We start from the raw sequence: 25,460 nt of genomic DNA, 5'->3' as shown, positions 1-25,460 counted from the left end.
CATGGGGCTCCCCGCGTACCAGCGCACCACCGTGCGCGCCGATCTGTCCGATCTACCCGCCGACGTCGCCGCCACGCTGCGCGACCATGCCGAGTCGACACAGCTCACCGTCACCGACGGCCTGCCGGCGTGGATCACCCGGAGCATCAACCCGCCGTCGACCACGTTCTTCGGCAAGCTCTTCGGACGACGCAGCAACCCCGTCGACCCCGATTCCGAGCACCAGACGCTCATCGTGCTGCATCCGACCCACCTGATCGTCGTGGTGTCCGGGGCCGAGCGTGGGGTGTCGGCGCTGTCGTGTCCGCTCGCCGTCGCGTCGATGTCGTCGACCCCGTATGTCCCGGAGTCCGACGGATTCTCGGTGACCGGCTTCGCCGGTCATGAAGGACGTCCGGGCAGCTTCTACCTCGGAACGGGTGAGCCGGCGGGCACGGAATGCCGGGAAGCCGTTCGCTCGGCCATCGTCGCCGCCAAGAATCCGTGAGGACCGCGGACCGCACTGCGCCGCTCTCGCGACCCGCGCTGGGTCTCACACTCGCGCTGATCTCGTCGGCCTGTTTCGGCATCTCGGGGGTGCTCGCCCGGGCCATGATCGAGGCGGGATGGACGGCCGGTGCGACCGTCACCGTCCGCATCGCACTAGGCGGTCTGGTCCTGGCCATTCCCGGCTTCCTCGCCTTTCGCGACCGTCGGCAGCCGCTGCCCGAGCAGCCGGGCCGACGGTCCTGGACGGTGCTCGTCGCCTACGGACTCCTCGCGGTGGCCGGCTGTCAGCTGGCCTACTTCTATGCCGTGACCTACCTGCAGGTCGGCGTCGCGCTGCTCATCGAATACACCGCCCCGGTCGCCGTGCTGGTGTGGATGTGGCTGCGCCACGGTCAGCGTCCGGGTCGCGTCACCGTGCTCGGCGCGGCACTCGCGATCGGCGGACTCGCGCTCGTCCTCGACCTGACCGGCGACGTCCCGATCAACGCGATCGGGGTGCTGTGGGCGCTCGCCGCGATGGTCGGGGCCGCCGCCTACTTCGTGATCTCAGCCGACGACCGCACGGGCTGGCCGCCCCTGAGCCTGGCCGCGGGTGGCCTGCTCATCGGCGCACTGGCCCTCGTCGTCGCCGGACTGACCGGGATCCTGCCGATGACCATGACCACGGACCCGGTGAAGGTCGGTGCGCTCGAGGTGGCCTGGTGGATCCCGCTCGTGCTGCTGGGTGTGGTCTCGGCCGCCATGGCCTACGGCTTCGGCATCGCGGGCGGTCGGCTGCTCGGCGCGCGGGTGATGTCGTTCGTGGCGTTGTCCGAGGTGCTGTTCGCGGTGGTCTTCGCCTGGCTCGTACTCGACGAACTGCCGGCACCGATCCAACTCGCCGGCGGCCTGCTCATCGTGCTCGGCGTCGTCTGCGTGCGGCTCGGCGAAGCCGTCCCGGCGGTGTCGCGCGACTGAGAATCACCGTGCGCGTTTGTGAATAATGTTGCGCACCTTGCACATCTGTCCACAGGTTCGACGTGTTGGCACGGAATGTGTCGCACGTCGCAACGGGCCGGGGTAATCTCGTGCCCCATGTGGGGGGAGGAACCACGCGCGACGGGGATGTTCTCGAGGTTTGACTACATCGACGCCGCGCTCACGACTGCGGATCGGTTCACCGATCTCGTGCTTGGTGTCGGCGACCCCGACACCCGGCTCCCCGACACCCCCGCCTGGACGTTGACCGATTGTGTCGGCCATGTCGCGATGGCGCCGTCGCGCTTTCTCGAACTCGCGCGCGGCGAAGGTGAGTGGTGCTGTTCGGCGGTCGACGTACCCGACTTCAATGCCAAACAGATCGCCAACTTGCCGACGCGCGACGTGACAGTGCTCTGCCGACGATTGACCGACGACCTCCGCGAACTCGTCGACGAGGTGTCGCATTTCCACGCGCAGGTCCCGAAGATGCACTTCGACGGCGACCGCGTCATCCGGGCCGACGCCGCTCTCGGCCTGCTGATCGGCGAGTTCGTGGTGCACGCCCACGACATCGCACGCGCTGTCGGGGCCCGCTGGTGGGTCGAACCGGACGTGGTGCTGATGATCATCCGGGCACGCCAACACATCCTGCCCAGTTGGGTCGATCCGGTGCACGCCGCCGGGCACTCCGGAACCTACGACATCCGGCTCCGCGGGTGCGGCGAACGGCACGTCTACGAGTTCACCGACGGCGAGCTGCAGATCGATCCGCCGGAGCCACGCCGGCCCGACGTCCACATCAGCGTGGACCCCGCGACCGCTCTCCTCGCCGGTTACGGTCGCCTGTCACCGGGGTGGGTCGGACTCACCGGGAAGGGCATCGCCTGGGGTGCCCGGCCGTGGCTCGCACCGCGACTCGCCCAGCGGTTCCTGCCTGCCTGATCGCCCCGCTGCAGAGCGCGCGACCAACCCCCGCTCCCTGTTCCGAAAGAAGCACATAACCCTTGCTCCCTGAGGTGTGAGGAGCGATAGCGACGAGCCACGAAGGGCTGGCGAGCGTTGCACCTCGCCCTTCGTGGCTCGCTTCGCTCGCACCTCAGGGAGCATGAATCTGGACGCTCACGGGTGTTCTTTCGTAGTCCACAACGACTCCGCCAGGCCGCAGATACTCCCGGCGCGCAACAACGACGAGCGCACTTGCCCCCTGAGGTGCGAGGAGCGAAAGCGACGAGCCTCGAAGGGCGGCAACCGTGGTCACCGGCCCCTCGAGGCTCGACATCGTTCTTCAGTTGTCTTTCGCGGGTGAGGCCCGGTCAGCGACCGGTCGGCGAACCCGCCGGACGGCTCGCCCGGCGTCCCTGCCCGCGGGCGCCCGCCCGCTGCTGGTCACCGCCGCGCGACTGCCCGGCGCCGCGTCCCTGGCCTCCGGTTCGTGCGTCCGACGAGCGCGAACCGCCCGCGCGCGAGTCGCTCCGAGCCGGACGGCCGCGGCCCTCGCCGCGAGTACCGCGCGAGTCACCGCCGGTGGCGTTCCGGCCGCCGCCGGTTCCGGCGCTCCGGCTCTCGCCGCGAGCGCCGCCGTTGCCGCCCTGGCCTCGACCACGACCGCCGCGTCGACTCCCCTGCGCACGGCCGCCCTGGGAACGACCTCCTTGGGACCGGCCGCCCTGTGCACCGCCACCACGAGCGGCCTCGGCGGCTGCGCGTGCCGCCGCGGACACGCGGGGGGCGCGCTCGCCGACGAGTTCGTCGACGGCTGCCGACGATGCGTCGACAGCGATGGGTGTCACCTTGATCTTGGCCTTGCGCAGTAGCTGTGCGACCTCACGACGCTGCTCGTGCAGGCAGACGGTCACGACGTCGCCGGCCGACCCGGCACGGGCGGTGCGGCCCGAGCGGTGCAGGTACGCCTTGTGCTCGGCCGGCGGATCGACATGCACGACGAGTTCGATGCCGTCGACGTGCACGCCACGGGCGGCGACGTCGGTGGCGACGAGGACGCGGACGTCACCCTCGCCGAATGCGGCCAGGTTGCGGTCGCGCTGCGCCTGGCTGAGATTGCCGTGCAGGTCGACGGCCGGGATCCCGGCCTCGGTCAGCTTCTTGGCGAGCTTCTTGGCCTGGTGCTTGGTGCGCATGAACAGGATGCGTCGACCGGTGCCGGAGGCGAGCTCGGCGACGAGATCCTGCTTGTCTGCCGAGGAGACCTCGAAGACGTGGTGGGTCATCGCGGCCACCGGCGACTCCGCCGAATCCACCGAGTGGAGCACCGGGTTGTCGAGGAACCGCTTGGCGAGCTTGTCGACGCCGTTGTCCAGCGTCGCCGAGAACAGCATCCGCTGACCGTCGGCGGGGGTCGCGGCGAGGATCTTGGTCACGACGGGCAGGAAGCCGAGGTCGGCCATGTGGTCGGCCTCGTCGATCACGGTGATCTCGACCTCGTCGAGCCGGACGATGCCCTGACGCATCAGGTCCTCGAGACGTCCGGGGCACGCGACGACGATGTCGACACCGCGCCGGAACGCCTGCTCCTGGCGGGTCTGCTTGACGCCGCCGAACACGGTGGTGACGGTGAGTCCCACGGAGGCGGCGAGCGGCTCGACGACCGCGGCGATCTGGGTCGCGAGTTCGCGGGTCGGCGCCAGGATCAGCCCCGTGGGTGCCCCCACGTAGCGCTTGACCTGCATCTCGGCCAGGCCGGCGACGAGCGGGATGGAGAAGGCGAGGGTCTTGCCCGAGCCGGTCTTGCCGCGGCCCAGGACGTCCTTGCCGTCGAGGGTGTCGGGGAGGGTGTCCTTCTGGATCGGGAAGGCGTCGGTCTTGCCCTGAGAGGCGAGAACCTTGACGAGTTCGGTTGGGACACCGAGGGATTCGAACGACACACCAGGCGCCGACGCAGCAGCATCGGTGGAGGTGGCCGGGTTTTCGAGGACAGCAGTCATGTGGTGTGCAGGTTTCTTCCTGTGCTTGGCACGCGAACAGCACGACTGACGTGCAAGGGCGGTGCCGGTGGCGAACACGCGGGTGCGCGAGCTCGTTCGCCGTATGAAGTCAATGGCAGGTGGCCGACCGGTGTCGGATGTCCGGACCTGCGAGAGAGGCGTTCTACGACGCTAGACGCGGCCTGTACGGGCGCATCACTTCTGGCAACAGTACGCGTCGGTGATCGATACCGCGAATCGCTGTGATGCACGTCGCGTTTCGCCCACACCGGCAGGGTCGTCGAAAATCCGACCGAAGACCGCCCAGGACGGTGCTCACGAGGGCATGCGGTCGACGCTGCGCCGCCCGAGGGCGGTTTTCACCGGCGCTTCCCAGGCCTGCACGAACTTGAAAGGTTGTGTCCCGCAACCTCAGAACGCCTCGCTGAGCATCACGGCAACAGTGCCGGGCTCGAGCGCGTCGAAGACGTGCTCGACATCGCCGGGATACGAGATGTAGTCACCGGCCGATAACACCTCGGCGGCATCGGTGGGTCCGAGACGCGCTCGGCCGCAACTGATCACGACGTGTTCGATGATCCCGCGCGCATGTGGTGCCGACACCCTAGGCTTGCCCGGCTCGGCGCGGATGACATACATGTCGCGCCGCGACCCCGGCGACGCGGTGGACAACAGGGTTGCCGAGTAGTCCGCGTCCGCGGCGGGGATCACGGGCCCCTCACCGAACCGGATGACCTCGACGGTTGGGGTGGGCGAGTCCAGCAACGCCGAGAACTGCACACCGAGCGCCGTGGAGAGCGCCCACAGCGTCTCGACACTGGGGTTCCCCTCCCCCGATTCGAGCTGGGACAGCGTCGACTTCCCGATCCCGGCACGACGCGCGAGCTCGGTCAGCGACAGACCCGCTCGTGTGCGTTCCCTCTTCAACGACGCGGCGACCAGTTCTTTGGGGTTCACCGACCGAGCCTCGTTCATCAAACCGTCCGATCGTCCATCTTGACGAACACACTTCCGTTGTTCACTATGATAGTCATGCGTTCGGCTTGGAGAACACTCGACACGGCGACCCTGCGCGCCGTCGTGGTGATGTCCCTGTCGGTTCTGGTCATCGGGACGTCGTACGGGGTGGCCGCGCACGGCGCGGGTCTCGCCCTCTGGCAGATCGTCCTGATCGCCACGGTCGTCCTCGCCGGATCGTCGGAGTTCGTCTTCGTCGGCATCCTGGCCGCCGGCGGGGCGCCGATCCTCGCCGCACTGGCGGGCCTGTTGGTCAACACCCGCAACTTCGGGTACGGCCTCGCCGTCGGCAAGCACCTGCGCGGCACCCCGGAGATCGTCCTCGGCGCCCACCTCATCAACGACGAGACGGCCGCGTTGGCGACCGCCGAATCCGACCCGCGTCGGGCACGGGCCGCTTTCCTGTTGTGCGGACTCGGCGTTCTGGTCTCATGGCCCGTCGGCGCAGCACTGGGTGCCACGCTCGGCGGTGTGGTCGCCGATCCCGCGAGCCTCGGGCTCGACGCCGCCTTCCCCGCTCTGCTCGCCGCGCTGGCCATCCCGGCCCTGCGCGACGGCGCCACCTGGGCGGCCGTGACCGTCGGCGCGGCGGTGGCCGTGGCCTCGACGCCGTTCCTACCGGCCGGGTTGCCCATCATGGGAGCGCTTGTGGGCTTCGCCGCCGTGGAGTCACTCCGCCGGATTCGGCGGACCCCACCGAGCGCACCGGCCCTACCCGGCACGAGGACGGACACCGTGAACGAGACCGCATCGTCGCGAGAGGCGCTCCAGCACAACAGCGCTCCGGGTTGTCGATGAGTACCGGCATCTCCCTCGCCATCGGCATCGCGGTCCTCGCGGTCGGCACCTATGCGATGCGCGCCGCCGGACCCGTTCTGCGAAATCGCATCTCGGTCTCGGACGCGGTCGAGAAGCTGATGGATCGGGCGACCGTGGTCCTGCTCGTCGCCGTCGCGTTGACCGGCGCGTTCTTCGTCGACCACGACTTCGCCGGCTGGGCGCGGCCCGCCGCCGTGACGGTCGGGGTGATCGCGGCGCTGTTGAGGGCGCCCCTCGCGGTCGTGGTCATCCTCGCCGCGGCCACCGCCGCCGGCCTGCGGGCCCTCGGCGTCGCGTGAGTGACGGCGAGAAAGTCACCGCACGACAGCCGGATTCGCGCAACTGTCCGGCACCGCCACGAGCGAACACGTCACCGGCATCCGCGTCGGGCGGTACCCCGGGCGAACGCCGTTGTCGCGAGTGATCTCACGGTAGGCGGCGACTGCATCGGTCGGGTGACGGGCGAGAGTCGGGTCACGCTCCACATCGACGGTGTACAGGCCGAAGCGCGAATCGAAGTCGCCCCATTCGTAGTTGTCGGTGAGACTCCAGTAGTTGTAGGACGCCACGTCGATGCCGTCCTGTCGGGCGCGCTGCAACCAGTAGACGGTGTCGCGAAGGTGATCGGCCCGGCGGTAACCGTCGGGCCGCCGGCCCTGCGGGTCGGTGGCCAGTCCGTTCTCGATCACCCGGATCTGCTTACCCGGGAACTGTTGCGAGACATGACGTAGTACGTAGTAGATGCTCTCCGGTGCCTGCGAACTCTTCCAGAACTCACCGGAGGCACCATTGGCGACGGAGGCGTCGGTGACCGAGAACGAGTAGTAGTGGTCGACGCCCACGAAGTCGAGCGTGTCGCGCATTCGCTGCGGGAAGACCGATTCCAGCCATGTCTGCAGGCCGGCGATCGGATAGTACGCCATGTTCGACGACACCTGGGCGCCAGGCTGCACGCGGTGGATGTATCGGTGGATCGACCGGTGCGCGGCGACGATCCCGTCGGCCATGAGCCCCACGTTCTGTGGTGCCACTCCCCCGTACATCAGTTCGCGCCGAACGTATTCGGTGGGCTCGTTGAAGGTGATCCACAACGGATCGGCCCAGGAGTACCGGTCGACCACCCGCTCGGCGAAACGCACGAGGTCCGCGGACATCTGCGGACGGTTCCAACCGCCGAGGTCGACCGCCCAGCCCGGGTGCACCCAGTGGTTGAGGGTGATCATGGGTCGCATCCCGGCGTCGACGACCGCGCGGATCACCCGATCGTAGAACGCCCACCCCGCCGGATCATCCCGGCCGCGTGACGGTTCCACTCGCGACCATTCGACGGAGGTCCGATAGATGCCGACGCCCAGACTCTTCGCGCGGGCGATGTCCTCGGTGTAGCGGTGGTAGAAGTCGACGGCGTTGCCGACACGGTGGGCGACCCGGCCCTGGTTTCCGTAACGGACCCAGTTGGAGTCGCGGTTGTACCCCTCGGACTGGAAGCCGGACTGGGCGACGCCGAACTCGAAGGCGGGGCCGAGCGGCGGAACGGATGCCGAGGCGGTTCCGACACCGCCGAGACCGCAGATCGCGAGCAGCATCGCGGCGCACGACATGGCCACGACGCCGGCCCGCACCCGCCGACGGCCACCACCGAGACGTCGCCTGCTCACGTTCAGAACGGACTCTCGGTGATGGGTGCGGCGCGATCGCACGGAACCGGTCGTGGATTCGCCGGATCGAGCGCGTTGAGCACGAAGAACGCCGCGCGCCGTGAACCCGCGATCCCGGCGTGCTCGGTGTAGTCGACCGAACACCCGTCCTGCACAACGATGTTGCGCACGTTCGATCCGCCCGGAGGCAGTCCGAGGGTGTAGGGCACGATGAGCTCGTCGTACCGCGTGGCGATGTTGGTGTAACGGATGGACGGCAGGTAGAAGCCGCCGGCGGCGATCTTGCGCATCACCTCGGCCCCGGGGTCGAGCTGGGCGCAGGCCTGACAGAACGGCACCTGCTCGGGCCGCAATCCGAGAGACCGGACGATCGGCATGATCACATCGTTCCCGCCGACCCCGGAGCCCCGCCACGCCGGCGCCAGCGACACATAGTTGTCGATGGCGTCCCGTCCGCCGAGGTACTTCGCGTAGTACGCGGGCACCACCGTCCCCTGGGAGTGGCCCACGATGTCGACCTTGGACGCGCCGGTCGTCCGGCGGACCTTGTCCACGAATGCACCGAACTGGGCTGCGCTGGCGGACATCTCACCCATGCCGCCGATCGCGCTGATCGGCCACGGGGTTCCCTTCACCGCGCCGTAGGTCAACGCGAACACGCAGTAACCCTCGTTCTTCAGCAGGGGGACGTAGGTGCCCCAGTTGGTCTGCTGCGATCCGCCGGTCCCGTGCACGAGGATGACCGGGTTGGGATGACGCGCCGACGGCTTGCAGTTCCAGTCGTTCGACCCCGGAAGCGAATCCCCAGGGTTCGCGAGCTCGTTCGGTATCCCGGCCAGGAAGTTGTAGGTGACGGGCAGCGGGTCGGCGCGCGCCGGTGCCACGGTCACGACCAGCACCCCGATCACGGCGACGACCAGGCCCCACACGATCCTCGGCGATCTCATGGACGGAAACTAACAAACCGTCTCAGGGCACGATGTGTGTTTCACAGGACCCACTGTGAAATGGCAGATCCCAGCGCGACAGACCTCGGCTTCCGGGAGCGGAACGTCGTCAGTTGGACGCGGCTTCCTCGTCGTGACGGTGCCGGATGTCGCGGATGGTGGCCACCACCGAGGCGAAAACGAGCACGAATCCCAGCACGAGAAGCGTGACCGCGACGTAGTGCATGATCTGCTCGTAGTGCCCGACGTCGAATTGCTCGGCCGCGATGCGCAGGCCGACCACCACGAGCCAGGCCAGCAACGCCATGGTGAGTGCCCGACGCTGGAAGACCGCGCTCCGCCGCCGGTGTTCGTACTCCGCGAGTTCGTCGATGGCGTCGAGGACGATTCCGCTCATCCGTGCATGTGCCGCCGAGTCGTGCGGCAGCTTCGCCAGGATGTCGACCTTCTGCGAGAGCTTCTGGTGCCGGTCATTGGCGTCGAGCCGCGCGATGACCGCGCCGATCATCGCGACGAGCAGCGTTCCGGCGAACGTCAGCATCGCGGCGGTCATGTGCGAAATCTACACCGCAGGGCCCGGCACGATCCTGGAAGCGACCTCGTGAGTGGCACTGGAGGTTTGAGCGTCTGTGCGACAACTGGTGGCCGCCAGGCAGGCACGCACCAGGATTCGTTCGGCGCGACGGAACTCCAACGAATGACACCGCCCATCCGCGATGACACTGCCACTCGCTTGTCGCAGCAGGATCGCCGCGAGCGAGGACACCGTCCGAGGCGGGATGACCAACAGGGTCACCGACCGCGCGGGCGTGGTGAGTGTCATCAAGGGAGGCGTCTCCGGCGAGTCCGGCGAGTCCAGGCCGGGAAGACGGCGAAAGCTGCTCCAGTTCACGTCGATCCCGCTGACGTCACCGACCATCGCCCGCACAGTCGTGAGCATCCCGGGTAGTTCGTCGGCGAGTTGAAGTGTGTACGGATACCACGCACCGGCCACCGCGGCTGCGGGATCGACGCCGAATCGCACTCGGACCGGGCCGAGCAGCGGCTTCATCGCGTTCGCCTGGTGGTTGACGAGACTCGTGAACGAAGACCCATGACGCGCGGAACAACCATCACCATTGCCACCTGTCTTGATCACCCGCGGGCGATCATCTGACCCCGGCGACGCCGACAGGGGTCTGTCAGATGTTCGATCCAGTTGCTCGAAGTGTACGCCCGGCGCGAAACCTGTGAACACCGCCGCGGCTGTCGGTGGGGACCGTCAGGCTTCTCAACCGTGACCAGGTCGACGTCGCACCCCACGGTCTGTTCGACCGGGATCGCTGCGATCAGCTGACCGGTCTCTCGAATTCTGGGCCGTGGCTGGACCACCAGCACATCAGACAACGAGAACCCCGTACGCCTGCTGCTTGGGCGTACGGGGTTCTCGTGTGGTGGAGCTATGGGGAATCGAACCCCAGACCTACTCGATGCGAACGAGTCGCGCTACCAACTGCGCCATAGCCCCGGGAGGCCTTGCGACCAACCGCGAGCCACTTTATCAGCCCGGGGCCGCCGACTCCCAAACGGCTAGGCTGGTCGGGTGCCTCAGATGTCTGATCAGCAGTTGGCCGGTGTTCTCGACAATGTCGTGGGGGTGATCAACCCGGTGCTCGATGCCCTCGCCGAGCGCGATCCGCTCGGCTTGAAGGGCCACACCTTCCACGATGACGACCATTCCGACTCGCGCCTGCAGCAGGCTCAGCACGCGGCGTCGAAGCTGCTCGACGTCGCGGAGTGGCCCGGCACGAAGGGCTGGTCCGAGCGGTCGATGCACAAGCGCGCGAGCTGGTGGGTGACCCGGATCGGCACCCTGAACACCGGCGCCGTGGCGTTCCCGGGCGTCTTCGGGGTGTGGGCGAAGCGGCTGCCGATCACGCCCTACCTCGGGTTCGCCAACCAGGCCATGGTGCTGGTCGCGATCTCCCGGGAGTACGGGGTCACCGATCGCAAGCGACAGGTGCAGTTGCTGGCGTCGGTGCTGTGCAAGCGCGACCTCATGAACCCCGATGTCACCGCCGAGTCCGGCAAATCCCTGCCGTCCGAACCCAAGGAGCGCGAGAAGTCGCTGTTCGCCGCGATCTGGGATGCGGCGAAGTTGCTTCGCGCCGTCGACGACGAGTTCGAGAAGCGCCCGCAGCCGATGGCCTTCTTCCGCATGCTGGCCTACATCCCCGTGATCGGGGCGCCGGCCACGTACCTCGGCGAGCGTTTCGCACTGTCGCGGGCCGCGAAAGCCGGTCAGGCGTGGCTCGATGCGCACGGCAAGCCGGCACTCACCAAGTAGGCCCTGAACGCGTCAGCAGTGGGTGTCGCCGGGCGACACCAACTGCTGGACGGATCTGCTGCCGAAGTGCTCTCGACGAGTCAGCCGACGCGGCGGTACTGCAGGTCTTCGCGGTCCATCCGTCGACGCTGGAACGGCGGGATGTGATCGAACACCGGATCTTCGTCGTCGATCTCGAGAACCGTTGCGCCACCGGGTCGCCGAAGTCGCGGAGGGGGCGGGGCGGCGGCGAACTCCGGAACCGCGGCGGCGCGTCGACGGCGCTCCTCCTCGGCGCGCGCCGACCGCTTGGCACGGGCGAGTCTTTGTGCCCGGATCTGCTGCTCCGTCTTCACCGCGCGCCGCAGGTAGGCGAGGTAGCCGACCAGTAGCAGGCCGAGGACGCCGGTGGCCACCCAGCCGGGCATCCCGACGACGACGCCGGCCACGATCGACAGCAGCACCAGGACGAACAGGCCCACCGTGACCCGTTGGCGTTCCCGGTATTTGAGCTCGCGTTCCTTCTCCGACGAATAGACGCTGCGCCCCGTCCGCCGGTTGCTCGCCGTCCGCGCCGCCGGGCGGCTGTCGGCCACCTCGTCGACGTCGGCGTCGTCGGCGTCGTCCTCCTCGGACTCCGCGACGGGAGCCGACGACGATTCGGTGTGACGCGACCCGCGGGCGTAGTCGTCGTACTCGTCCTCGTCGAGTTCGTCTGTCGCGTCCTCGTATTCGGCGTCGTCCTCGTATTCGGCGTCGTCGTCGTATTCGGCGTCCTCGAGCTCACCGTTCTCGACTTCTCCGTCAACGTCGGCGAAGTCGTCCTCGTACTCGTCGTCGAGCTCGTCGGTGTCATCGACCTCGGCGGCAGGGGTGCTGTCCGCGGTCGCCTCGTCGTCGGACTCCGCATCGAGGTACCGGTCGGTGTCCGCGTCGGCGTCGGCGGCGATGTCACCGTTCACGGAGTCGTCGTCGGAAGCCGCGTCCACCGTCTCGGAGTCGGTGTCGCCATCCACGGATTCCACCGTCGGCTTCTCGACCTTCACACTGCCGGCACGTCGGGTCGAGGGCTTGGCCTTCTCGGTGTCGACATCGTTCTCGGCGTCGACATCGTTCTCGGTGTCGGCGTCGGCCTCGAGCGTCGCGGTGGCGCTGCGGCGCGAGGACTTCCAGGACGGATCGTGCGGGTGACGCGCCGACGACCGGCGGCGGTTCTTCGTCGCGGTCGTGGCACGCGATCCTCCGCGATGCAGCAGTCGCGTCTTCCGTGCCGCGTCGGTGGACTTCAGGATCTGCGGGCGTCCCTTGATGACCATCGGGACCAGCACGAAGAGCCAGACCGCGACGAGACAGACCCACAGTACGGAGTTGGGCATGCGACTCTCCCTTCATTCACTCTGGTCACACGAGGCCACTCCACAATCTAGGGCTGCGAGCAGTCACGCCCGGGTAGACGCGCCGTGGGACAACCGAATCGGCGTGGTTTCACACGCGCCTCTCAGCAACACCGGCAGCAGAAGCGGGTCAGGCCGTGCGGAAGCGCGCGTCGACCGCGACGCCGATCTCGATGTCGTCGGTCCGCAGTTCCAGTGACGGCGGGGGCGGGCCGGCCGCGACCGCCATCGGCATGGCCCGACGAGATGCCTGCGGCACCCGCGGCGCCATGTCCGGATCGGACAGGAGGACGGGAACCACCGGCCCTCGACCCACGGCGTCGGAGTAGGCCTGCGCCTTGACGATCGCGTCGTCGACCGCGGCACGACGCAGCTCCCGTTCGCGGTCCCGCCGGGTCTCCGCGCGGAGGTCCCAGTCGACGTCACCGATCTCGACGGCGTCGACCGACGCCCAGACATCGATGAACTCCGACAGCCGCTCGAAGTCGACGAACTCCGCTTCGACGCGAATACGCGTGTTGTAGACCGGGTCTCGTAGATCGCCGGTCTCCGAGTACGGGCGGTACGAGTACACCCGGACCGAATCGGCGGACCAGCGGGCCACCGCGCCGCCCGTCTCGTGATCGGTCAGCGCGCGCGTCAGGTCTGCGTGGACCTCGACCGCCCGCGTATAGACGGCCGACTTGTCCGCACCCTCCACTCGCACGGCGAGGTGGATGATCCCGCGTTCGGGCCGGTAGCGCCCGCGGGCGGAGCCACGGACGACGATCTCGAGATGGTCGGTGTGCTCGGTCATGCGAAGAGCCTATGCGTCGGCGGGCCGGCGCGGACTATCGTACAAATCGGACATCGTTCAAGTGCCGTGAAGGGACGATCGTGGTGCGGATGAGAAGACTGGTTGCGTTGTTCGCGACAGCGATGTCGGCGTGCGCGGTCGCCGGGTGCGGGTGGATCGCCGAGGTCGTCTCGACGCGCGTGGACGCGGCCGACTACTTCACCGCCCCCACCGTTCGATTACTCGACGCCGCCCGGCGGGACGACCGGGCGCAGATCGAATCCCTTCTCGCACAGGGCGCTGACCTCGACGAACACGGCGGCGATCCGGACACCGACCCGCGCCGCGTGGACATCACGCCGCTGCAGTGGGCAGTGGAGTTCGAACCGCCGGCGGCGGTGTCGGCACTGCTGCAGGCGGGTGCCGACCCGCATCTCCCCGGCGCCGGCCGATACAACGCAGTTGCCTACAGCGTGTTGCTCGACCGTTTCGCCGCCTTCCGCACCCTGATCGAGTTCGACGCGGGACTGGTCGAGGCATCCGACCGGATCGGCGGCAACGTGGTCCACACCGCGGTGCGCCATCGTCGCGACGATGCGTTGCGCCTGCTGATCGACCGCGGCGCCGACCTCGACTCCGTGCAGCCCCTGGCCGGCCGGACACCACTGTTCACCGCGGCCGACGTACTCAACATCGACCACTGCCTCGTCCTGTTACGCGCGGGCGCCGACGGTGCGCATCGGGATCAGCGAGATGCGACCTTCATGCCGTCGCTGTACACCGCCGACGACTCGATACGGACGAGTTCGTACCTCCGGACGCGTGACGCGATCGAATCCGAGATGCGCGCACGGGATTTCCCGGTCGAAACCGGGCGGTGACGCCGCCGCGAACTCAGGGCGACCGCCGGATCGCCAGCGGAGGGTCAGTGGAACGACGCACGACCCGCCCGGACGAGCGCCTCGGCGGCACTGCCGACGACCTCCTCGGCCGTGAGTGCGAACAGCATGTGGTCACGCCAGCGTTTGTTGACGTCCATGTAGCGCTGCAGCAGACCTTCTTGCCGGAATCCGATGTTGGTCAACACCTTCTGCGACGCCTCGTTGGCGGGCTGGACTGTCGCGTCGAGCCGGTGCAGGCCGACGGCCCCGAAGCAGTGGTCGACCCCGAGTGCCACCGCGGCGGTCGCGATGCCGTTGCCGGCGACGGCCGAGTCGACCCAGTAGCCGATCCACGCTGTCCGCACCGCGCCGCGCTGGATGTTGCCGACCGTCAGCTGCCCGACGTAGCGGCCGTCGAGTTCGATCACGAACGGGAGCAGCGCACCTCGTTTGGCCTCGGACTTCAGCACCGCGAACAGCGGCGGCCACGACCCCGGCTGATGGCGTTCGGCCCAGCTCCCCACACCCGTCGGTTCCCAGGGCAACAGGGCGTTCTGGTTGCGGATCCGCAACTCGCTCCACGTCTTGGCATCCCGCACCTTCACGGGCCGCAGGGTGACCGTACCGGTCCGGGTGCGCAGCGGCCCGAGAGTGGCCGGCCATCCCGGACTTCCCTGACTGCCGCTCAACCACCTGAACACGAGAAGAAGTTTATGCGCTGTCACAGTGCCGACGGCGTGAGACCTGGATCTCGCGTCGGGGTGGTGGCTTCGACTCGGCGCCTCGACCTCGACGCGCTCCTTCGTCGCTTGCTCGGCCCGGCGGCTGCGCTCGGTGCCGGCTCAACCAGCGGGGGTGAGCTCACCCGCGTTGCGCGAGGAAGGCCACTTCCACCTCGTCGCCCGTGCCCATCTCCTCGACATCGGGGTCGACCATGATCAGGCAGTTCGCCTCGGCGAGTTCGGCGAGCAGGTGCGACGACCCGGTCGGTGAGGCGCCGAGCACCTGCACCAGGTAGTCCCCCGACCGTTCGTCCCGCATCAGCTGCCCACGCAGGTAACCCTTGCGGCCGCGCACCGACGCGATCGGTCCGATGGTGCGCGCCTTGATGATCCGCCGCATCGGTTGCCGTTTGCCCAGCGCGATCCGGATGAGCGGCCGGACCATCACCTCGAAGGTCACCAGAGCGCTCACCGGGTTGGCGGGGAGCAGGAACGTCGGCACCTCGTCGCGTCCGAGGCGCCCGAAGCCCTGGACCGACCCGGGGTGCATCGCCACCCGCACGATCTCCAGGTCGCCGAGGTCGGCGAGGGCGTCGGCGACGGCGGTCGACGCACTTCCCCCGACGGCACCGCAGATCACCACGATCTCGGAGCGGATGAGCTGCGCCTCGACGACCTCCCGCATCCGCGACGCCTCGCGCTCGGCGATGCCGACGCGGTTCACGTCGGCGCCGGCGTCGCGGGCGGCAGCGGCCAGCGCGTAGCTGTTGACGTCGTAGATCTGACCGGGACCGGGTGTGCGGTCGATGTCGACGAGCTCACTGCCCACCGAGATGACCGACAGGCGCGGGCGCGGGTGCACCATCACGCGTGCCTGACCGACCGCGGCGAGCAGCCCGACCTGGGCCGGGCCGATGATCGAGCCCGCGCGGACCGCGACATCGCCCGGCTGCACGTCGTCGCCGACCCGCCGGACGTAGTTGCCGCTCTCGACGCCGTGTCCGATCTTGACCTTCTGGTCGCCACCGTCGGTCCAGCGCAACGGGACCACGGCGTCGGCGAGCGTCGGCATCGGGGCCCCGGTCTCGACGCGCACCGCCTGACGCGGTTGCAGCCGCGTCGGTGTCCGCGAGCCCGGCCCGACCTCGCCGACCACCGGCAGGGACACGATCATCGGTTCGCCCGGTTCGAGGTCGACGAGCTCGGCGCCGTTGGCGTCGAAGTCTTCCAGGTCTTCGGGTGCGAGCACCCCGGCCAGACCGACGTCGACCGCACGCACCGCGTAGCCGTCGATGGCCGCCTGGTCGAAGCCGGGCATCGGGTGCTCGGTGACGACCTCCTCGGCGCACATCAGGCCCTGCGCCTCGGAGATCGCGACGCGCACCGGACGCGGCGCCACTGCCGCCGCGGTCACCAGCGTCAGATGATCTTCGACAGACCGCATCTCACCGCTCTTCCCGTCTCAACCGGTCAGTGCACCGGGACGTGCGGCCGACAGCGCTCGGCACGTCGTGCACTCGATACAACACAGGAGAACGTTATCGAGCGCGCCCGCGGCAGCGTGCGAGGCGCGCGGATGCGACCGGTGATCGCCCGTGCGGAATCAGCTGTCGGCGAGACGCTTCTCGAGCCATTCGCGCAGATCGGGACCGTAGTCGTCGCGGTCGAGCGCGAAGTCGACGGCGGCCTTGAGATAGCCGCCGGGGTTGCCGAGATCGTGTCGGGTGCCGTGGTGGACGACGACGTGGACCGGCTCGCCCTCCTCGATGAGAAGCGCGATGGCGTCGGTGAGCTGCAGCTCGCCACCGGCCCCGGGTTCGATACGGCGCAGCGCGTCGAAGATCTTGCGGTCGAGGATGTAGCGACCCGCGGCGGCCAGATTCGACGGCGCATCCTGCGGTTCGGGTTTCTCGACCATGCCCTTGAGGCGCATGACATTCGGGTTGTTGGCATCGGGAAGCGGCTCGACGTCGAAGACGCCGTAGGCGCTGATGCGCTCCTCGGGGACCTCGATGGCACACAGCACCGAGCCGCCCCGGCGCTGACGGGTGCGCGCCATGACCTCCAGGACACCTCCGGGCAGCACCAGATCGTCGGGCAGCAGAACTGCCACGGCGTCCTCGTCGTCGTCGAGGTAGCTCTCGACGCAACCGACCGCATGCCCCAGGCCGAGCGGCTTCTCCTGCACGACCGACGCGACCTCGAGCAGGTTGGGCGCCTTGCGCACCTTGGCCAGCATCGACTCCTTGCCACGCGTGGCGAGGGTGTTCTCGAGTACGAGGTCCTCCACGAAGTGGGCGACCACGCCGTCCTTGCCCGGGGAGGTGACGATCAGGAGACGATCGGCGCCGGCCGCCTTGGCCTCTTCGGCGACGAGCTCGATGCCGGGGGTGTCGACCACCGGCAGCAACTCCTTGGGCACCGTCTTGGTCGCCGGCAGGAACCTCGTGCCCAACCCGGCTGCCGGGACGACCGCGGTACGCGGGATCGGCGGAGTGTTGGGTACACCTTCGTACTCACTGAAACCAGCTTTATCCGTCGCACTCATGAATCCACCCTAGGACAGGTGCCGGTTCCCGGCCGGACAGACGGCGGTGACCGGGACCTCACCACGCTCGTTCCGACGGTCGGATACAGTGCGGGCGTCCCGGCTGTCCCGGCCGGGGCGCACATGCCACCGGTCTCGAGACGACGCGAAGGACGGTCGGGTCTTGACAACGCTGAAACAGCAACTGCGACAAGAGATCGAGGATCGACGATCGCGTCGGTCCGCCGACGAGCGGGACCGGTCCGCCGCGGCCCTCGCCGAATGGATGTATTCCTGCCCATTCCGGCTCGAATACGACGTCACGGTCGCCGCGCATGTCCCCATCGGCAACGAACCCGGCTCGAATTCGATGCTCGACGCGCTCGTCGACCGAGGCGTGTCGGTTCTGGTCCCGGTGGTTCCCGACGGCGATCCCGCACCGATGGACTGGGCGCCGTACACGGGGCCGGACTCGCTGGCTCCCGGACGCTGGGGACTTCTCGAACCGACCACCGACCGCGTCGGGGTGACCGCGATCCGCACGGCGTCGGTGATCCTGGTCCCGGCGCTCGCGATCGACAAGAGCGGTGTGCGGCTCGGACGCGGCGCCGGATACTACGACCGGACCCTGCACGGTCTGTCGGCCGACCTCGTCGGCGTGGTCTATGACGACGAGGTCGTCGACTCACTGCCGTCCGGTGACCACGATGTCCCGGTCGGTTGGACTCTCACTCCCGGAGACGGGTTCCGCCGACTCGGCTGACCCGGGTACAGCGGAACCCGGGCGGTGTCGGGTGACACCGGCCCGGGTTCGGCTTATGACGTTGTCGTCGCGGGACGCCGGTCAGGCGGGGGTCGCGGCCTTGGTCTCGCTCTTGGTCGACGACGCCGAGCTCGCGGAGTCCGACTTGGAGCTGCTCGACGAGCTGTCCGACGACGAGGAGCTCGACGACGACGAGCTGTCCGACGAGGGCGTCGAGGTGTCCGAGGACGAGCCGGGACGCGAGTCCGTGCGGTAGAAACCGCTGCCCTTGAACACGATGCCGACCGAGTTGAACAGCTTGCGCAGGCGGCCTGCGCACTGCGGGCACTCGGTCAGCGAGTCGTCGGAGAAGGACTGGACGATGTCGAACTTGTTGTCGCACTCCGTGCAGGCATACGAGTAGGTGGGCACCGCGAAACCTCCGAATGTCAGTAAACGATGACCAGTGTAACCGACTTTGGCACTCCCTCATTCCGAGTGCTAAGCGCGAGTTCCGACCGGCGGATTTCGCACCTTGTCGCGCACCGCCGCGCGCCGTCGTGCAAAGTGTTCCCCTAGCCGAAGCCAACGGTTCACCGCATGACGACCGATAGCGACGCCCTGAGCGGCCGCCCGCACGACGCTGGAGTCCCATGACCGACTTCCTGAACGACCTCAACAGCATCATCTGGAGCAATCCGCTGGTGTACCTGTGCCTCGGTGTCGGGGTCTACTTCTCCATCCGTTCGAGGTTCCTCCAGATCCGGCACGTACCGGAGATGATCCGGGTCATGCGGCACGGCGAGAGCTCCCCCGACGGCGTGTCGTCGTTCCAGGCGCTGATGATCTCGCTGGCCGGCCGGGTCGGCACCGGCAACATCGCCGGTGTGGCCACAGCGATCGCCTTCGGCGGTCCCGGCGCCCTGTTCTGGATGTGGGCGATGGCCTTCCTCGGGGCGTCGACGTCGTTCGTCGAGTGCACGCTGGGCCAGATCTACAAGACCCGTGATCCGCTGACCAACGAGTACCGCGGCGGTCCGGCCTACTACTTCAGCAAGGCGCTGGCCCACACCAAGGCGGCCCCGTTCTTCAAGGTCTACGGGCTCATCTTCGCCGCCGTGACCGTCCTCGCCTGCGGGCTGCTGCTCCCGAGCGTGCAGTCCAACTCCATGGCCATCGCGATGAACCAGGCGTGGGGTATCGCGGACTGGGCCGTCGCGATCGGCGTCGTCATCGTGCTGGCGTTCGTCATCATCGGCGGCGTCAAGCGCATCGCCACCTTCGCGACCATCGTCGTCCCGTTCATGGCCGTCCTGTACATCCTGTTCGCGCTCGTCGTCGTCTTCACCAACGCCTCGCAGATCCCGGATGTCCTCCGGCTCATCTTCGCCAGCGCCTTCGGCATCGATTCCGTGTTCGGTTCGATCGTCGGCGCGGCCGTGATGTGGGGCGTCAAGCGCGGCATCTACTCCAACGAGGCCGGGCAGGGCACCGGACCCCACGCCGCCGCTGCCGCGGAGGTCTCGCACCCCGCCAAGCAGGGCTTCGTGCAGGCCTTCGCCGTCTACGTGGACACCCTGTTCGTCTGTTCCGCGACCGGCTTCCTCATCATCTCGACGGGGGCCTACCGCGTCTTCGAGGGCGAGAGTGCCGACGGTGCAGTGCTTTCCGACGGCGGGATGCTGAACGGCCCCGTCGAGGTCGGTCCGGCCTTCGTCCAGGTCGGCTTCGACAGCATGTGGAGCGGTGCCGGTTCGACGTTCGTGGCGATCTCGCTGGCGTTCTTCTGCCTCACGACGATCATCGCGTACTACTACATGGCCGAGACCAACCTGCGGTTCCTGATGGGCAAGTCCGCCACCCTCTACATCCGCCCCCTGCGCAGCACGCTGGGCGTCAACCTCACGCTGGTCCTGCAGGCGCTGATCCTGGTGTCGGTGGCGATCGGCTGCGTCTCCACCGCGAGTGAGGCATGGACTCTCGGCGACATCGGCGTCGGGCTGATGGCGTGGCTCAACATCGTGGGCATCCTGATCCTGCAGCAGCCGGCCTTCAAGGCGCTGCGCGACTACGAGAAGCAGAAGAAAGAGGGCAAGGATCCGATCTTCGATCCCGTCGCCCTCGGCATCGTCGGGGCGACGTTCTGGGAATCCTATGGTCGCACCGACGAACGCGCCGACGAGGTCACGGTCGCGAAGTAGGACCGTCTTACATGAACCGCGGGCCTCGAACCGAGGCCCGCGGGTTCATCCCCCGATGACGTCCTTGTCGATGTCGGGGATGTTGTCTCGGTTCATGTCGGGGTCGCGCGCCTGGCGGGCGTCCCACCGCAGCAGTATCGCGGCCAGGATCGCCGACGCGACGGACCCGGCGAGGATGGCCGCCTTCGCCGCGGCCGCATGATCATCGGAGCCGGCCTCGAAGCTCAGTTCCGCGATGAGCAGCGCCACGGTGAACCCGACGCCGGTGAGCAGCCCGACCGGGAGCAGGTCGCGGAGGCCCACCGCGTCGGGGAGGCGTAGCGGTGTGAACCTGGTCATCAGCCACGTCGAACCCATCACGCCGACGACCTTGCCGAGGACGAGGCCGACGACGATCCCGATGGACACCGGCTGCACGATCGACCCTGCGCCGCCGACGACGCTCACCCCGGCCGCGGCGAACGCGAACACGGGCAGCGCGATCGCGGCGGAGTACGGGCGGACCGCGTCGTCGAGCCTCTCGGTGCGCGGCTGCTTCTCTCCGCGGATCGCGACGGCGGGCACCGTGAAGCCGAGCAGGACGCCGGCAACGGTCGCGTGCACACCGGACGCGTGCATCAGCCCCCAGGCCGCGATGGCGACCGGGATGAGCAGCGGCCACCACCTCCACGCCCGTCGCACCAGCACGGCGAAGACGGCCACCGCGACGAGCGCGGCCGCCAGCATCACGAAATCGATCTCCTCGGTGTAGAAGGTCGCGATCACGATGATGCCGAGCAGATCGTCGACGACGGCGAGCGTGAGCAGAAACGTCCGGAGGGCGAGCGGCAGCCCGCGCCCGAAGATCGCGAGAACCGCGAGGGCGAACGCGATGTCGGTGGCCGTCGGGATCGCCCAGCCGCGCAGTCCCTCGGGGTCGCCGATCGCCACGATCACGACGTAGCAGAGGGCCGGGGTGACCATGCCACCCACGGCGGCCGCGATCGGCACACCAGCGAGTTTGAGATCGCGGAGGCTCCCGGCGACGAACTCGTGTTTGAGTTCGACACCGACGACGAAGAAGAAGATCGCCAGCAGGCCGTCGGAGGCCCAGTGCGCGAGCGACAGATGGAGGTGGAGCGCCTCGGGCCCCACCTCGATGTGGAGCAGCGAGTCGTAGGCCTCCCGCCAGGGCGAGTTGGCCCAGAGCACCGCGACCGCCGCAGCCACGAGCAGCAACGCTCCACTCGTCGTGTCGAGGGCGGCCCATGTCCGCAGGCGGTCTGTCCGTCCGCTCGCCGGTGCCGGGCCGTCGGTGACATCGCCTGGTGTCTGGTCGGTCATCGCGCTCCTCTGGATCGAGTGGACAAGTCATCGTCGCGCCACCCGCACGGGCGACGGCCGACCAGACTTCCCGGCACACCGGGGAACGATTCTCCTCCACCGCGTCGCGGCGCACCACCGCACCCCGTCCGCGGCACCGCTCTCCCCAGGGCCGGCCGTGCGGCCCGGCTCTGTCCACAGGCGGGGCGGATGGCCGACGGCCGTCGACCACCGACCTACCGTTCGCCACATGTCTCCGGCGTCGACGCACCGCTACCGCGACTCCCTCGCTCCCCGGCTCCGCGACCGGCTGGGCACCGCACTACGGCCGGGATGGACCCGCAGCCTCCTGGTCCGACGCGTCGTCGCGGCGGCGCTCGTCCTCGCGGCTGTCGTCGTCGGGGTGACCGGGACACGCGCCGACGGCGATGTCGAGGTCGTCGTGGCCGCACATGAACTGCGGCCGGGTCAGGTGGTCGACGTCGGTGATCTGCAGTCGCGGCGGATTGTGGCAGGCACAGTTCCCGGCGGCGCCTTGGCCGATGCCGGTCCGGCCATCGGAAAGACCGTGACCGGGCATGTCCGCCGGGGCGAGATCATGACGGACACGCGCCTGCTGTCGTCACGTCTACCCGCCGACCTGACCGGGGACGACGATGCCCGGCTCGTACCGATACGACTGTCGGACGAGGCCGTGACCGCGCTGCTGCGACCCGGCGACGTTGTCGACGTGTTGACCGAAGAGGCGGAAGTGCTGGCCCGCCGCGCCGTTGTCGCACTCCACGCCGCCGAATCACAGTCGGGTGGTATCGCTCCCGGCGGGACCGCGGCCGCCCCGGTGCTGCTCGCGATGGACGCCGCATCCGCCCATCGGGTCGCGGCGGCAGGGCTCGATACGGCGCTCGCGGTGGTCCTGCACTGACGAACGGGCGGGTCACCGCATGACGACACAGCCGAGTCAATCAACTCAAATGGATCGGTTCGTTCACGATCGTGGATAGGGTAGTACGAGCTCGCACAGCGTATGTCGGATTTGCTCCGATCGTGCACAGAATCACCGGACAAGAGCAGGACATCACCGAAAAGAGGCCGTACACCGTGCTCAAGGGATTCAGGGATTTCATACTCAAGGGCAATGTCGTCGAGTTGGCGACAGCGGTCATCATCGGCGCCGCGTTCACCGCGATCGTCACCGCGTTCACCGACGGCATCGTCCAGCCGATCATCAATTCGATTCCCGTCGGCTCCGACGCAGCGCAGGGACTCGGCTTCCAGATCACCGACAACCCATCGACATTCGTCGACCTCGGCAGTGTCATCACCGCGGTGATCAACTTCCTGATCATCGCCGCGGTGGTGTACTTCATCATCATCCTGCCGTACAACAAGTTGGCCGAGCTGGGCGGTTTCGGCAAGAAGGCGGAGGTCACCGAGATCGCCCTGCTGTCCGAGATCCGCGATCTGCTGGACCCCGACGGCACCTCGAAGGCCAAGGCGGAGGCCGAGAGTGATCTGCCGGCGCATCTCTCCGATCCGTCCGGTCCGGTCGGCGACTCGTACGGTCCGCCGTCGGGCTCCTTCGCCCCGTACGAAGCACCCGCCGGAGCCGGTACGACGCAACGCATCTCGGCTCCGCCGACACCACAGGGCCCGCCGTCGCACCCCACTCCCCCGCAATCGGTTCCCCCGCAGAACATTCCGTCCCAGTCCGTCCCGCAGAATCGTCCTCCGCAGGGCCCGCCGCCGGGAAGCCCGTCGGGCCAGCCGTATCCGACGCCGCAGCCGGCACCCGGTAGCTACCCGCCGCCCGGGAACTACCCGGGCCCCGGCAACTACCCGCCTCCCGGCCCCGGAAGCGGTTATCCCGGTGAGCAATACCCGGGCGACTTCCCGGGTGAGGGCCCGGACGCGCCGGGGCGTCACTCGCGCTGACACGCGGGCCCCGTCTCCCAGGAAGCTGACAGCGGGAGCCATCCGAACCCGAAGGTCGGCCCCCTACTTTGGGATTCGTCGCCGGAACGTGCGACCGCACCGGACCTGAAAGACCGGTGCGACCGAACGAGAACAGGATGAACGAATGCCGAACAAGCCCGCACCGAACCGTCAGTCGCAGACCCAGAACCGGCGTCCGGCGCGTCCGCAGCAGCGCACCCAACCGCGTGCGCAGGCCCGCCCCAGGACGTTCCCGTGGTTCTTCGGTAGCTGACCACACCGAGTTGAACGCGCTCCGATCAGGAAGTCCAGCAGATCCCTCTGCTCCCTGAGGTGCGAGGAGCGCAAGCCACTGCCCTCTGCTCCCTGAGGTGCGAGGAGCGCAAGCCACTGCCCTTTGCTCCCTGAGGTGCGACGAGCGCAAGCCACTGCCCTCTGCTCCCTGAGGTGCGAGGAGCGCAAGCGACGAGCCACGAAGGGTTTGGCGACTTACCTCGTCAGCCCTTCGTGGCTCGCTTCGCTCGCACCTCAGGGAGCTGGGGAGGGCGCTTCGCTCGCACCTCAGGGAGCATGGGGAGGGCGCTTCGCTCGCACCTCAGGGAGCATGGGGAGGGCACCTCAGGGAGCATGGGGAGGGCACCTCAGGGGCAGTGCTAGTTCACGCCGGCGGATCGACGCGCTGCACCCAGACGGTCGGCCCGTCGGTCAGGGTGAACTGAGCCCGGACCTGCGCGTCCCACCGGCGCGCGTAGAGGGCCGACAGCTGTTCGTCACTCGTGCTGCACGTGACCGGCAGGCCTTGGCGCCGGCCACGCTCGATGACCGGGTCGACCAGCCCGGCGAGGGTCCCGCCTCGCCGATGATCCGGATGGACGAGCGCGAAGATCACCTTGATCGGATTCTCCGCGACCTGCGCTTCCTCCGACTTCTGCTGCAACTCTGTGAAGCGGTGGATGAAGCCGTCTAGCTCCTGCACGATCTGCTTGGTCCGCTCCTTGAGGTCATCGTCAATTCGCCCGGCCTCGTCGGTGGGGGCCGAGACCGCGATCAGAGCGATCAGCTCTCCGTTCTCGTCGAATACACCCCGCAGACCAGGTAGGTACTCGATGAACAGGATCTCGCCGTACCAGCGGTACGCCTCGGCGACCGCGTCAGCGCCGATGAGCCAGCGGTAGACCGGGACCTCGCGTAGACCTCGTTCGAGCAAGTCGAGCGCCGTCTCCATGTCCGTTTCGACCAATCGCCGGGACGTCGTGCCTCCCACCTCCACGCGCTGCGTCACCGCTTCATACCAGCACATTCACATCGCCGACGGCCAGTCATCAACCGGCGACCGGCAGGACCGTTCCGTGGGTCAGAACCGAATGAGTTCATTGAGAATTCAACCTTGTCTGGTCAGGACAGGCGTAGAAACGTGCGGTATTGTCAGCCGCGTTGCCGTCCTCGCGACGGAACGACCGTGCTAGACAACGACATCGTCGACACCCATTAGGAGAATCGCATGTCCGACGCGATCAGCATTTCCTGGATCCGCCTCTACCTCGAGGAAATCGTCACCGATTCGGATGGCGACGACGGATTCGGCTCGTACGCAGCGGAGTAAGGCAAGCACAGCGACTCTCGCCGTTTTCGATCGTTTCCGATCGTGACGGCGCAGGCATCTACTCCGGTCAGAAATTTCCGGAAAGCGATCAACACCTAGGAGAACATCATGGGCGAAATCTACGGCGGTTCCATCGAAGACGCGCTGAAGGCGCTGTTCAGCGGCTCGGATGACAACTACGGAGAAGAGGTCGAGGTCGACTGAGACGTCGACCCGATCCCGCACAGCGAGCAAACCGACTCAA

25 protein-coding genes and 1 tRNA gene are annotated in these 25,460 nt (G+C 68.1%); 11 read left to right on the top strand and 15 right to left on the bottom strand.

Going from position 1 to position 25,460, the window contains the following annotated elements:
- The first annotated feature begins 1 nt into the window (after position 1).
- The 3 genes from ACFVHY_RS16970 (at position 2) to ACFVHY_RS16960 (ending at position 2,391) form a co-directional block, all read left to right on the top strand.
- Positions 2 to 487: a hypothetical protein gene (locus ACFVHY_RS16970; RefSeq protein ID WP_390273929.1), complete on the top strand. Its 486-nt coding sequence runs from the start codon at positions 2 to 4 to the stop codon at positions 485 to 487.
- Positions 484 to 1,446, top strand: coding sequence for a DMT family transporter (locus ACFVHY_RS16965; protein WP_390273927.1), 963 nt, complete (start codon positions 484 to 486; stop codon positions 1,444 to 1,446). Before ACFVHY_RS16970 ends, ACFVHY_RS16965 begins: the two co-directional genes overlap by 4 nt.
- Positions 1,447 to 1,593: 147 nt before the next feature.
- Positions 1,594 to 2,391 (top strand): maleylpyruvate isomerase N-terminal domain-containing protein, encoded by a 798-nt coding sequence (locus ACFVHY_RS16960; protein WP_390273925.1) that lies wholly within the window; start codon positions 1,594 to 1,596, stop codon positions 2,389 to 2,391.
- Positions 2,392 to 2,762: 371 nt separating this feature from the next.
- Here the strand turns inward: ACFVHY_RS16960 and ACFVHY_RS16955 are convergent, their stop codons facing one another.
- Positions 2,763 to 4,391 (bottom strand): DEAD/DEAH box helicase, encoded by a 1,629-nt coding sequence (locus ACFVHY_RS16955; RefSeq protein WP_280360978.1) that lies wholly within the window; start codon positions 4,389 to 4,391, stop codon positions 2,763 to 2,765.
- A 411-nt stretch (positions 4,392 to 4,802) separates the two neighbouring features.
- Positions 4,803 to 5,366, bottom strand: a complete 564-nt coding sequence (locus ACFVHY_RS16950) for a helix-turn-helix domain-containing protein (protein ID WP_390273923.1) — start codon at positions 5,364 to 5,366, stop codon at positions 4,803 to 4,805.
- Positions 5,367 to 5,423: 57 nt separating this feature from the next.
- Between ACFVHY_RS16950 and ACFVHY_RS16945 the strand changes: the two genes are divergently transcribed.
- Both ACFVHY_RS16945 and ACFVHY_RS16940 read left to right on the top strand, forming a co-directional pair.
- Positions 5,424 to 6,206 (top strand): AzlC family ABC transporter permease, encoded by a 783-nt coding sequence (locus tag ACFVHY_RS16945; protein ID WP_390273920.1) that lies wholly within the window; start codon positions 5,424 to 5,426, stop codon positions 6,204 to 6,206.
- Complete coding sequence (locus tag ACFVHY_RS16940; protein WP_390273918.1) at positions 6,203 to 6,526, top strand: AzlD domain-containing protein; 324 nt, start codon at positions 6,203 to 6,205, stop codon at positions 6,524 to 6,526. The genes ACFVHY_RS16945 and ACFVHY_RS16940 overlap by 4 nt, the downstream gene beginning before the upstream one ends.
- 15 nt (positions 6,527 to 6,541) lie before the next feature.
- Here ACFVHY_RS16940 and ACFVHY_RS16935 read toward each other — a convergent pair whose 3' ends face one another.
- From ACFVHY_RS16935 to ACFVHY_RS16915, 5 genes are all read right to left on the bottom strand, one after another.
- A complete protein-coding gene (locus ACFVHY_RS16935) occupies positions 6,542 to 7,828 on the bottom strand; it encodes a family 1 glycosylhydrolase (protein WP_390274051.1) in 1,287 nt (428 codons plus the stop codon).
- A 59-nt stretch (positions 7,829 to 7,887) separates the two neighbouring features.
- Positions 7,888 to 8,832, bottom strand: a complete 945-nt coding sequence (locus ACFVHY_RS16930; RefSeq protein WP_390273916.1) for an esterase/lipase family protein — start codon at positions 8,830 to 8,832, stop codon at positions 7,888 to 7,890.
- A 109-nt stretch (positions 8,833 to 8,941) separates the two neighbouring features.
- Entirely contained in the window at positions 8,942 to 9,385 is a 444-nt protein-coding gene (locus ACFVHY_RS16925; RefSeq protein ID WP_065630194.1) for a hypothetical protein, read from the bottom strand.
- Positions 9,386 to 9,394: 9 nt separating this feature from the next.
- Positions 9,395 to 9,883 carry a DUF5994 family protein gene (locus tag ACFVHY_RS16920; protein ID WP_390273913.1) on the bottom strand — a complete coding sequence of 163 codons (489 nt, stop codon included), beginning with the start codon at positions 9,881 to 9,883 and terminating at the stop codon, positions 9,395 to 9,397.
- A gap of 380 nt (positions 9,884 to 10,263) precedes the next feature.
- Positions 10,264 to 10,339 (bottom strand) — tRNA-Ala (locus ACFVHY_RS16915).
- A 75-nt stretch (positions 10,340 to 10,414) separates the two neighbouring features.
- Here ACFVHY_RS16915 and ACFVHY_RS16910 point away from each other — a divergent pair.
- Entirely contained in the window at positions 10,415 to 11,158 is a 744-nt protein-coding gene (locus ACFVHY_RS16910) for a hypothetical protein (protein WP_390273910.1), read from the top strand.
- 80 nt (positions 11,159 to 11,238) lie between these two features.
- Here ACFVHY_RS16910 and glpR read toward each other — a convergent pair whose 3' ends face one another.
- Positions 11,239 to 12,513, bottom strand: a complete 1,275-nt coding sequence (gene glpR, locus ACFVHY_RS16905) for a gephyrin-like molybdotransferase receptor GlpR (RefSeq protein ID WP_390273909.1) — start codon at positions 12,511 to 12,513, stop codon at positions 11,239 to 11,241.
- Positions 12,514 to 12,661: 148 nt separating this feature from the next.
- Positions 12,662 to 13,327 carry an SIMPL domain-containing protein gene (locus tag ACFVHY_RS16900; RefSeq protein WP_390273907.1) on the bottom strand — a complete coding sequence of 222 codons (666 nt, stop codon included), beginning with the start codon at positions 13,325 to 13,327 and terminating at the stop codon, positions 12,662 to 12,664.
- 89 nt (positions 13,328 to 13,416) lie between these two features.
- Between ACFVHY_RS16900 and ACFVHY_RS16895 the strand changes: the two genes are divergently transcribed.
- Positions 13,417 to 14,187 carry an ankyrin repeat domain-containing protein gene (locus ACFVHY_RS16895; RefSeq protein WP_390273904.1) on the top strand — a complete coding sequence of 257 codons (771 nt, stop codon included), beginning with the start codon at positions 13,417 to 13,419 and terminating at the stop codon, positions 14,185 to 14,187.
- Between the two features lie 44 nt (positions 14,188 to 14,231).
- Here ACFVHY_RS16895 and ACFVHY_RS16890 read toward each other — a convergent pair whose 3' ends face one another.
- From ACFVHY_RS16890 to ACFVHY_RS16880, 3 genes are all read right to left on the bottom strand, one after another.
- The gene (locus ACFVHY_RS16890) at positions 14,232 to 14,888 is read right to left on the bottom strand and encodes a GNAT family N-acetyltransferase (RefSeq protein WP_269552611.1); all 657 of its coding nucleotides are present in this window, start codon (positions 14,886 to 14,888) and stop codon (positions 14,232 to 14,234) included.
- A 160-nt stretch (positions 14,889 to 15,048) separates the two neighbouring features.
- Positions 15,049 to 16,353, bottom strand: coding sequence for a gephyrin-like molybdotransferase Glp (gene glp / locus ACFVHY_RS16885; RefSeq protein ID WP_058251484.1), 1,305 nt, complete (start codon positions 16,351 to 16,353; stop codon positions 15,049 to 15,051).
- 159 nt (positions 16,354 to 16,512) lie between these two features.
- Entirely contained in the window at positions 16,513 to 17,457 is a 945-nt protein-coding gene (locus ACFVHY_RS16880) for a UTP--glucose-1-phosphate uridylyltransferase (protein ID WP_065630200.1), read from the bottom strand.
- A gap of 163 nt (positions 17,458 to 17,620) precedes the next feature.
- Here ACFVHY_RS16880 and ACFVHY_RS16875 point away from each other — a divergent pair, with 163 nt between their 5' ends.
- On the top strand, positions 17,621 to 18,199 hold the full coding sequence (locus ACFVHY_RS16875) for a 5-formyltetrahydrofolate cyclo-ligase (protein WP_390273902.1): 579 nt from the start codon (positions 17,621 to 17,623) through the stop codon (positions 18,197 to 18,199).
- A gap of 81 nt (positions 18,200 to 18,280) precedes the next feature.
- Here ACFVHY_RS16875 and ACFVHY_RS16870 read toward each other — a convergent pair whose 3' ends face one another.
- The gene (locus ACFVHY_RS16870; protein ID WP_390273899.1) at positions 18,281 to 18,610 is read right to left on the bottom strand and encodes an FmdB family zinc ribbon protein; all 330 of its coding nucleotides are present in this window, start codon (positions 18,608 to 18,610) and stop codon (positions 18,281 to 18,283) included.
- Positions 18,611 to 18,831: 221 nt separating this feature from the next.
- On the opposite strand from ACFVHY_RS16870, the gene ACFVHY_RS16865 reads away from it, so the two are divergent.
- Positions 18,832 to 20,379 carry an alanine/glycine:cation symporter family protein gene (locus ACFVHY_RS16865; RefSeq protein ID WP_390273897.1) on the top strand — a complete coding sequence of 516 codons (1,548 nt, stop codon included), beginning with the start codon at positions 18,832 to 18,834 and terminating at the stop codon, positions 20,377 to 20,379.
- A 45-nt stretch (positions 20,380 to 20,424) separates the two neighbouring features.
- Here ACFVHY_RS16865 and nhaA read toward each other — a convergent pair whose 3' ends face one another.
- Positions 20,425 to 21,702: a Na+/H+ antiporter NhaA gene (nhaA, locus tag ACFVHY_RS16860; protein WP_390273895.1), complete on the bottom strand. Its 1,278-nt coding sequence runs from the start codon at positions 21,700 to 21,702 to the stop codon at positions 20,425 to 20,427.
- A 229-nt stretch (positions 21,703 to 21,931) separates the two neighbouring features.
- Between nhaA and ACFVHY_RS16855 the strand changes: the two genes are divergently transcribed.
- Both ACFVHY_RS16855 and mscL read left to right on the top strand, forming a co-directional pair.
- A complete protein-coding gene (locus ACFVHY_RS16855) occupies positions 21,932 to 22,603 on the top strand; it encodes an SAF domain-containing protein (protein WP_390273893.1) in 672 nt (223 codons plus the stop codon).
- A gap of 176 nt (positions 22,604 to 22,779) precedes the next feature.
- Positions 22,780 to 23,613: a large conductance mechanosensitive channel protein MscL gene (gene mscL, locus ACFVHY_RS16850; protein WP_390274049.1), complete on the top strand. Its 834-nt coding sequence runs from the start codon at positions 22,780 to 22,782 to the stop codon at positions 23,611 to 23,613.
- Positions 23,614 to 24,271: 658 nt separating this feature from the next.
- On the opposite strand, the gene ACFVHY_RS16845 is transcribed toward mscL, so the two are convergent.
- Complete coding sequence (locus ACFVHY_RS16845; protein ID WP_390273890.1) at positions 24,272 to 24,895, bottom strand: hypothetical protein; 624 nt, start codon at positions 24,893 to 24,895, stop codon at positions 24,272 to 24,274.
- Positions 24,896 to 25,460: the final 565 nt, after the last annotated feature.

The sequence above is a fragment of the Gordonia sp. NPDC127522 genome, assembly GCF_042672305.1.
In the GTDB taxonomy this organism is placed as follows: Bacteria; Actinomycetota; Actinomycetes; order Mycobacteriales; family Mycobacteriaceae; genus Gordonia; species Gordonia hongkongensis.
Note: the sequence above shows the minus strand (reverse complement) of the source record. Positions and strands in the feature narration are given on the sequence as shown.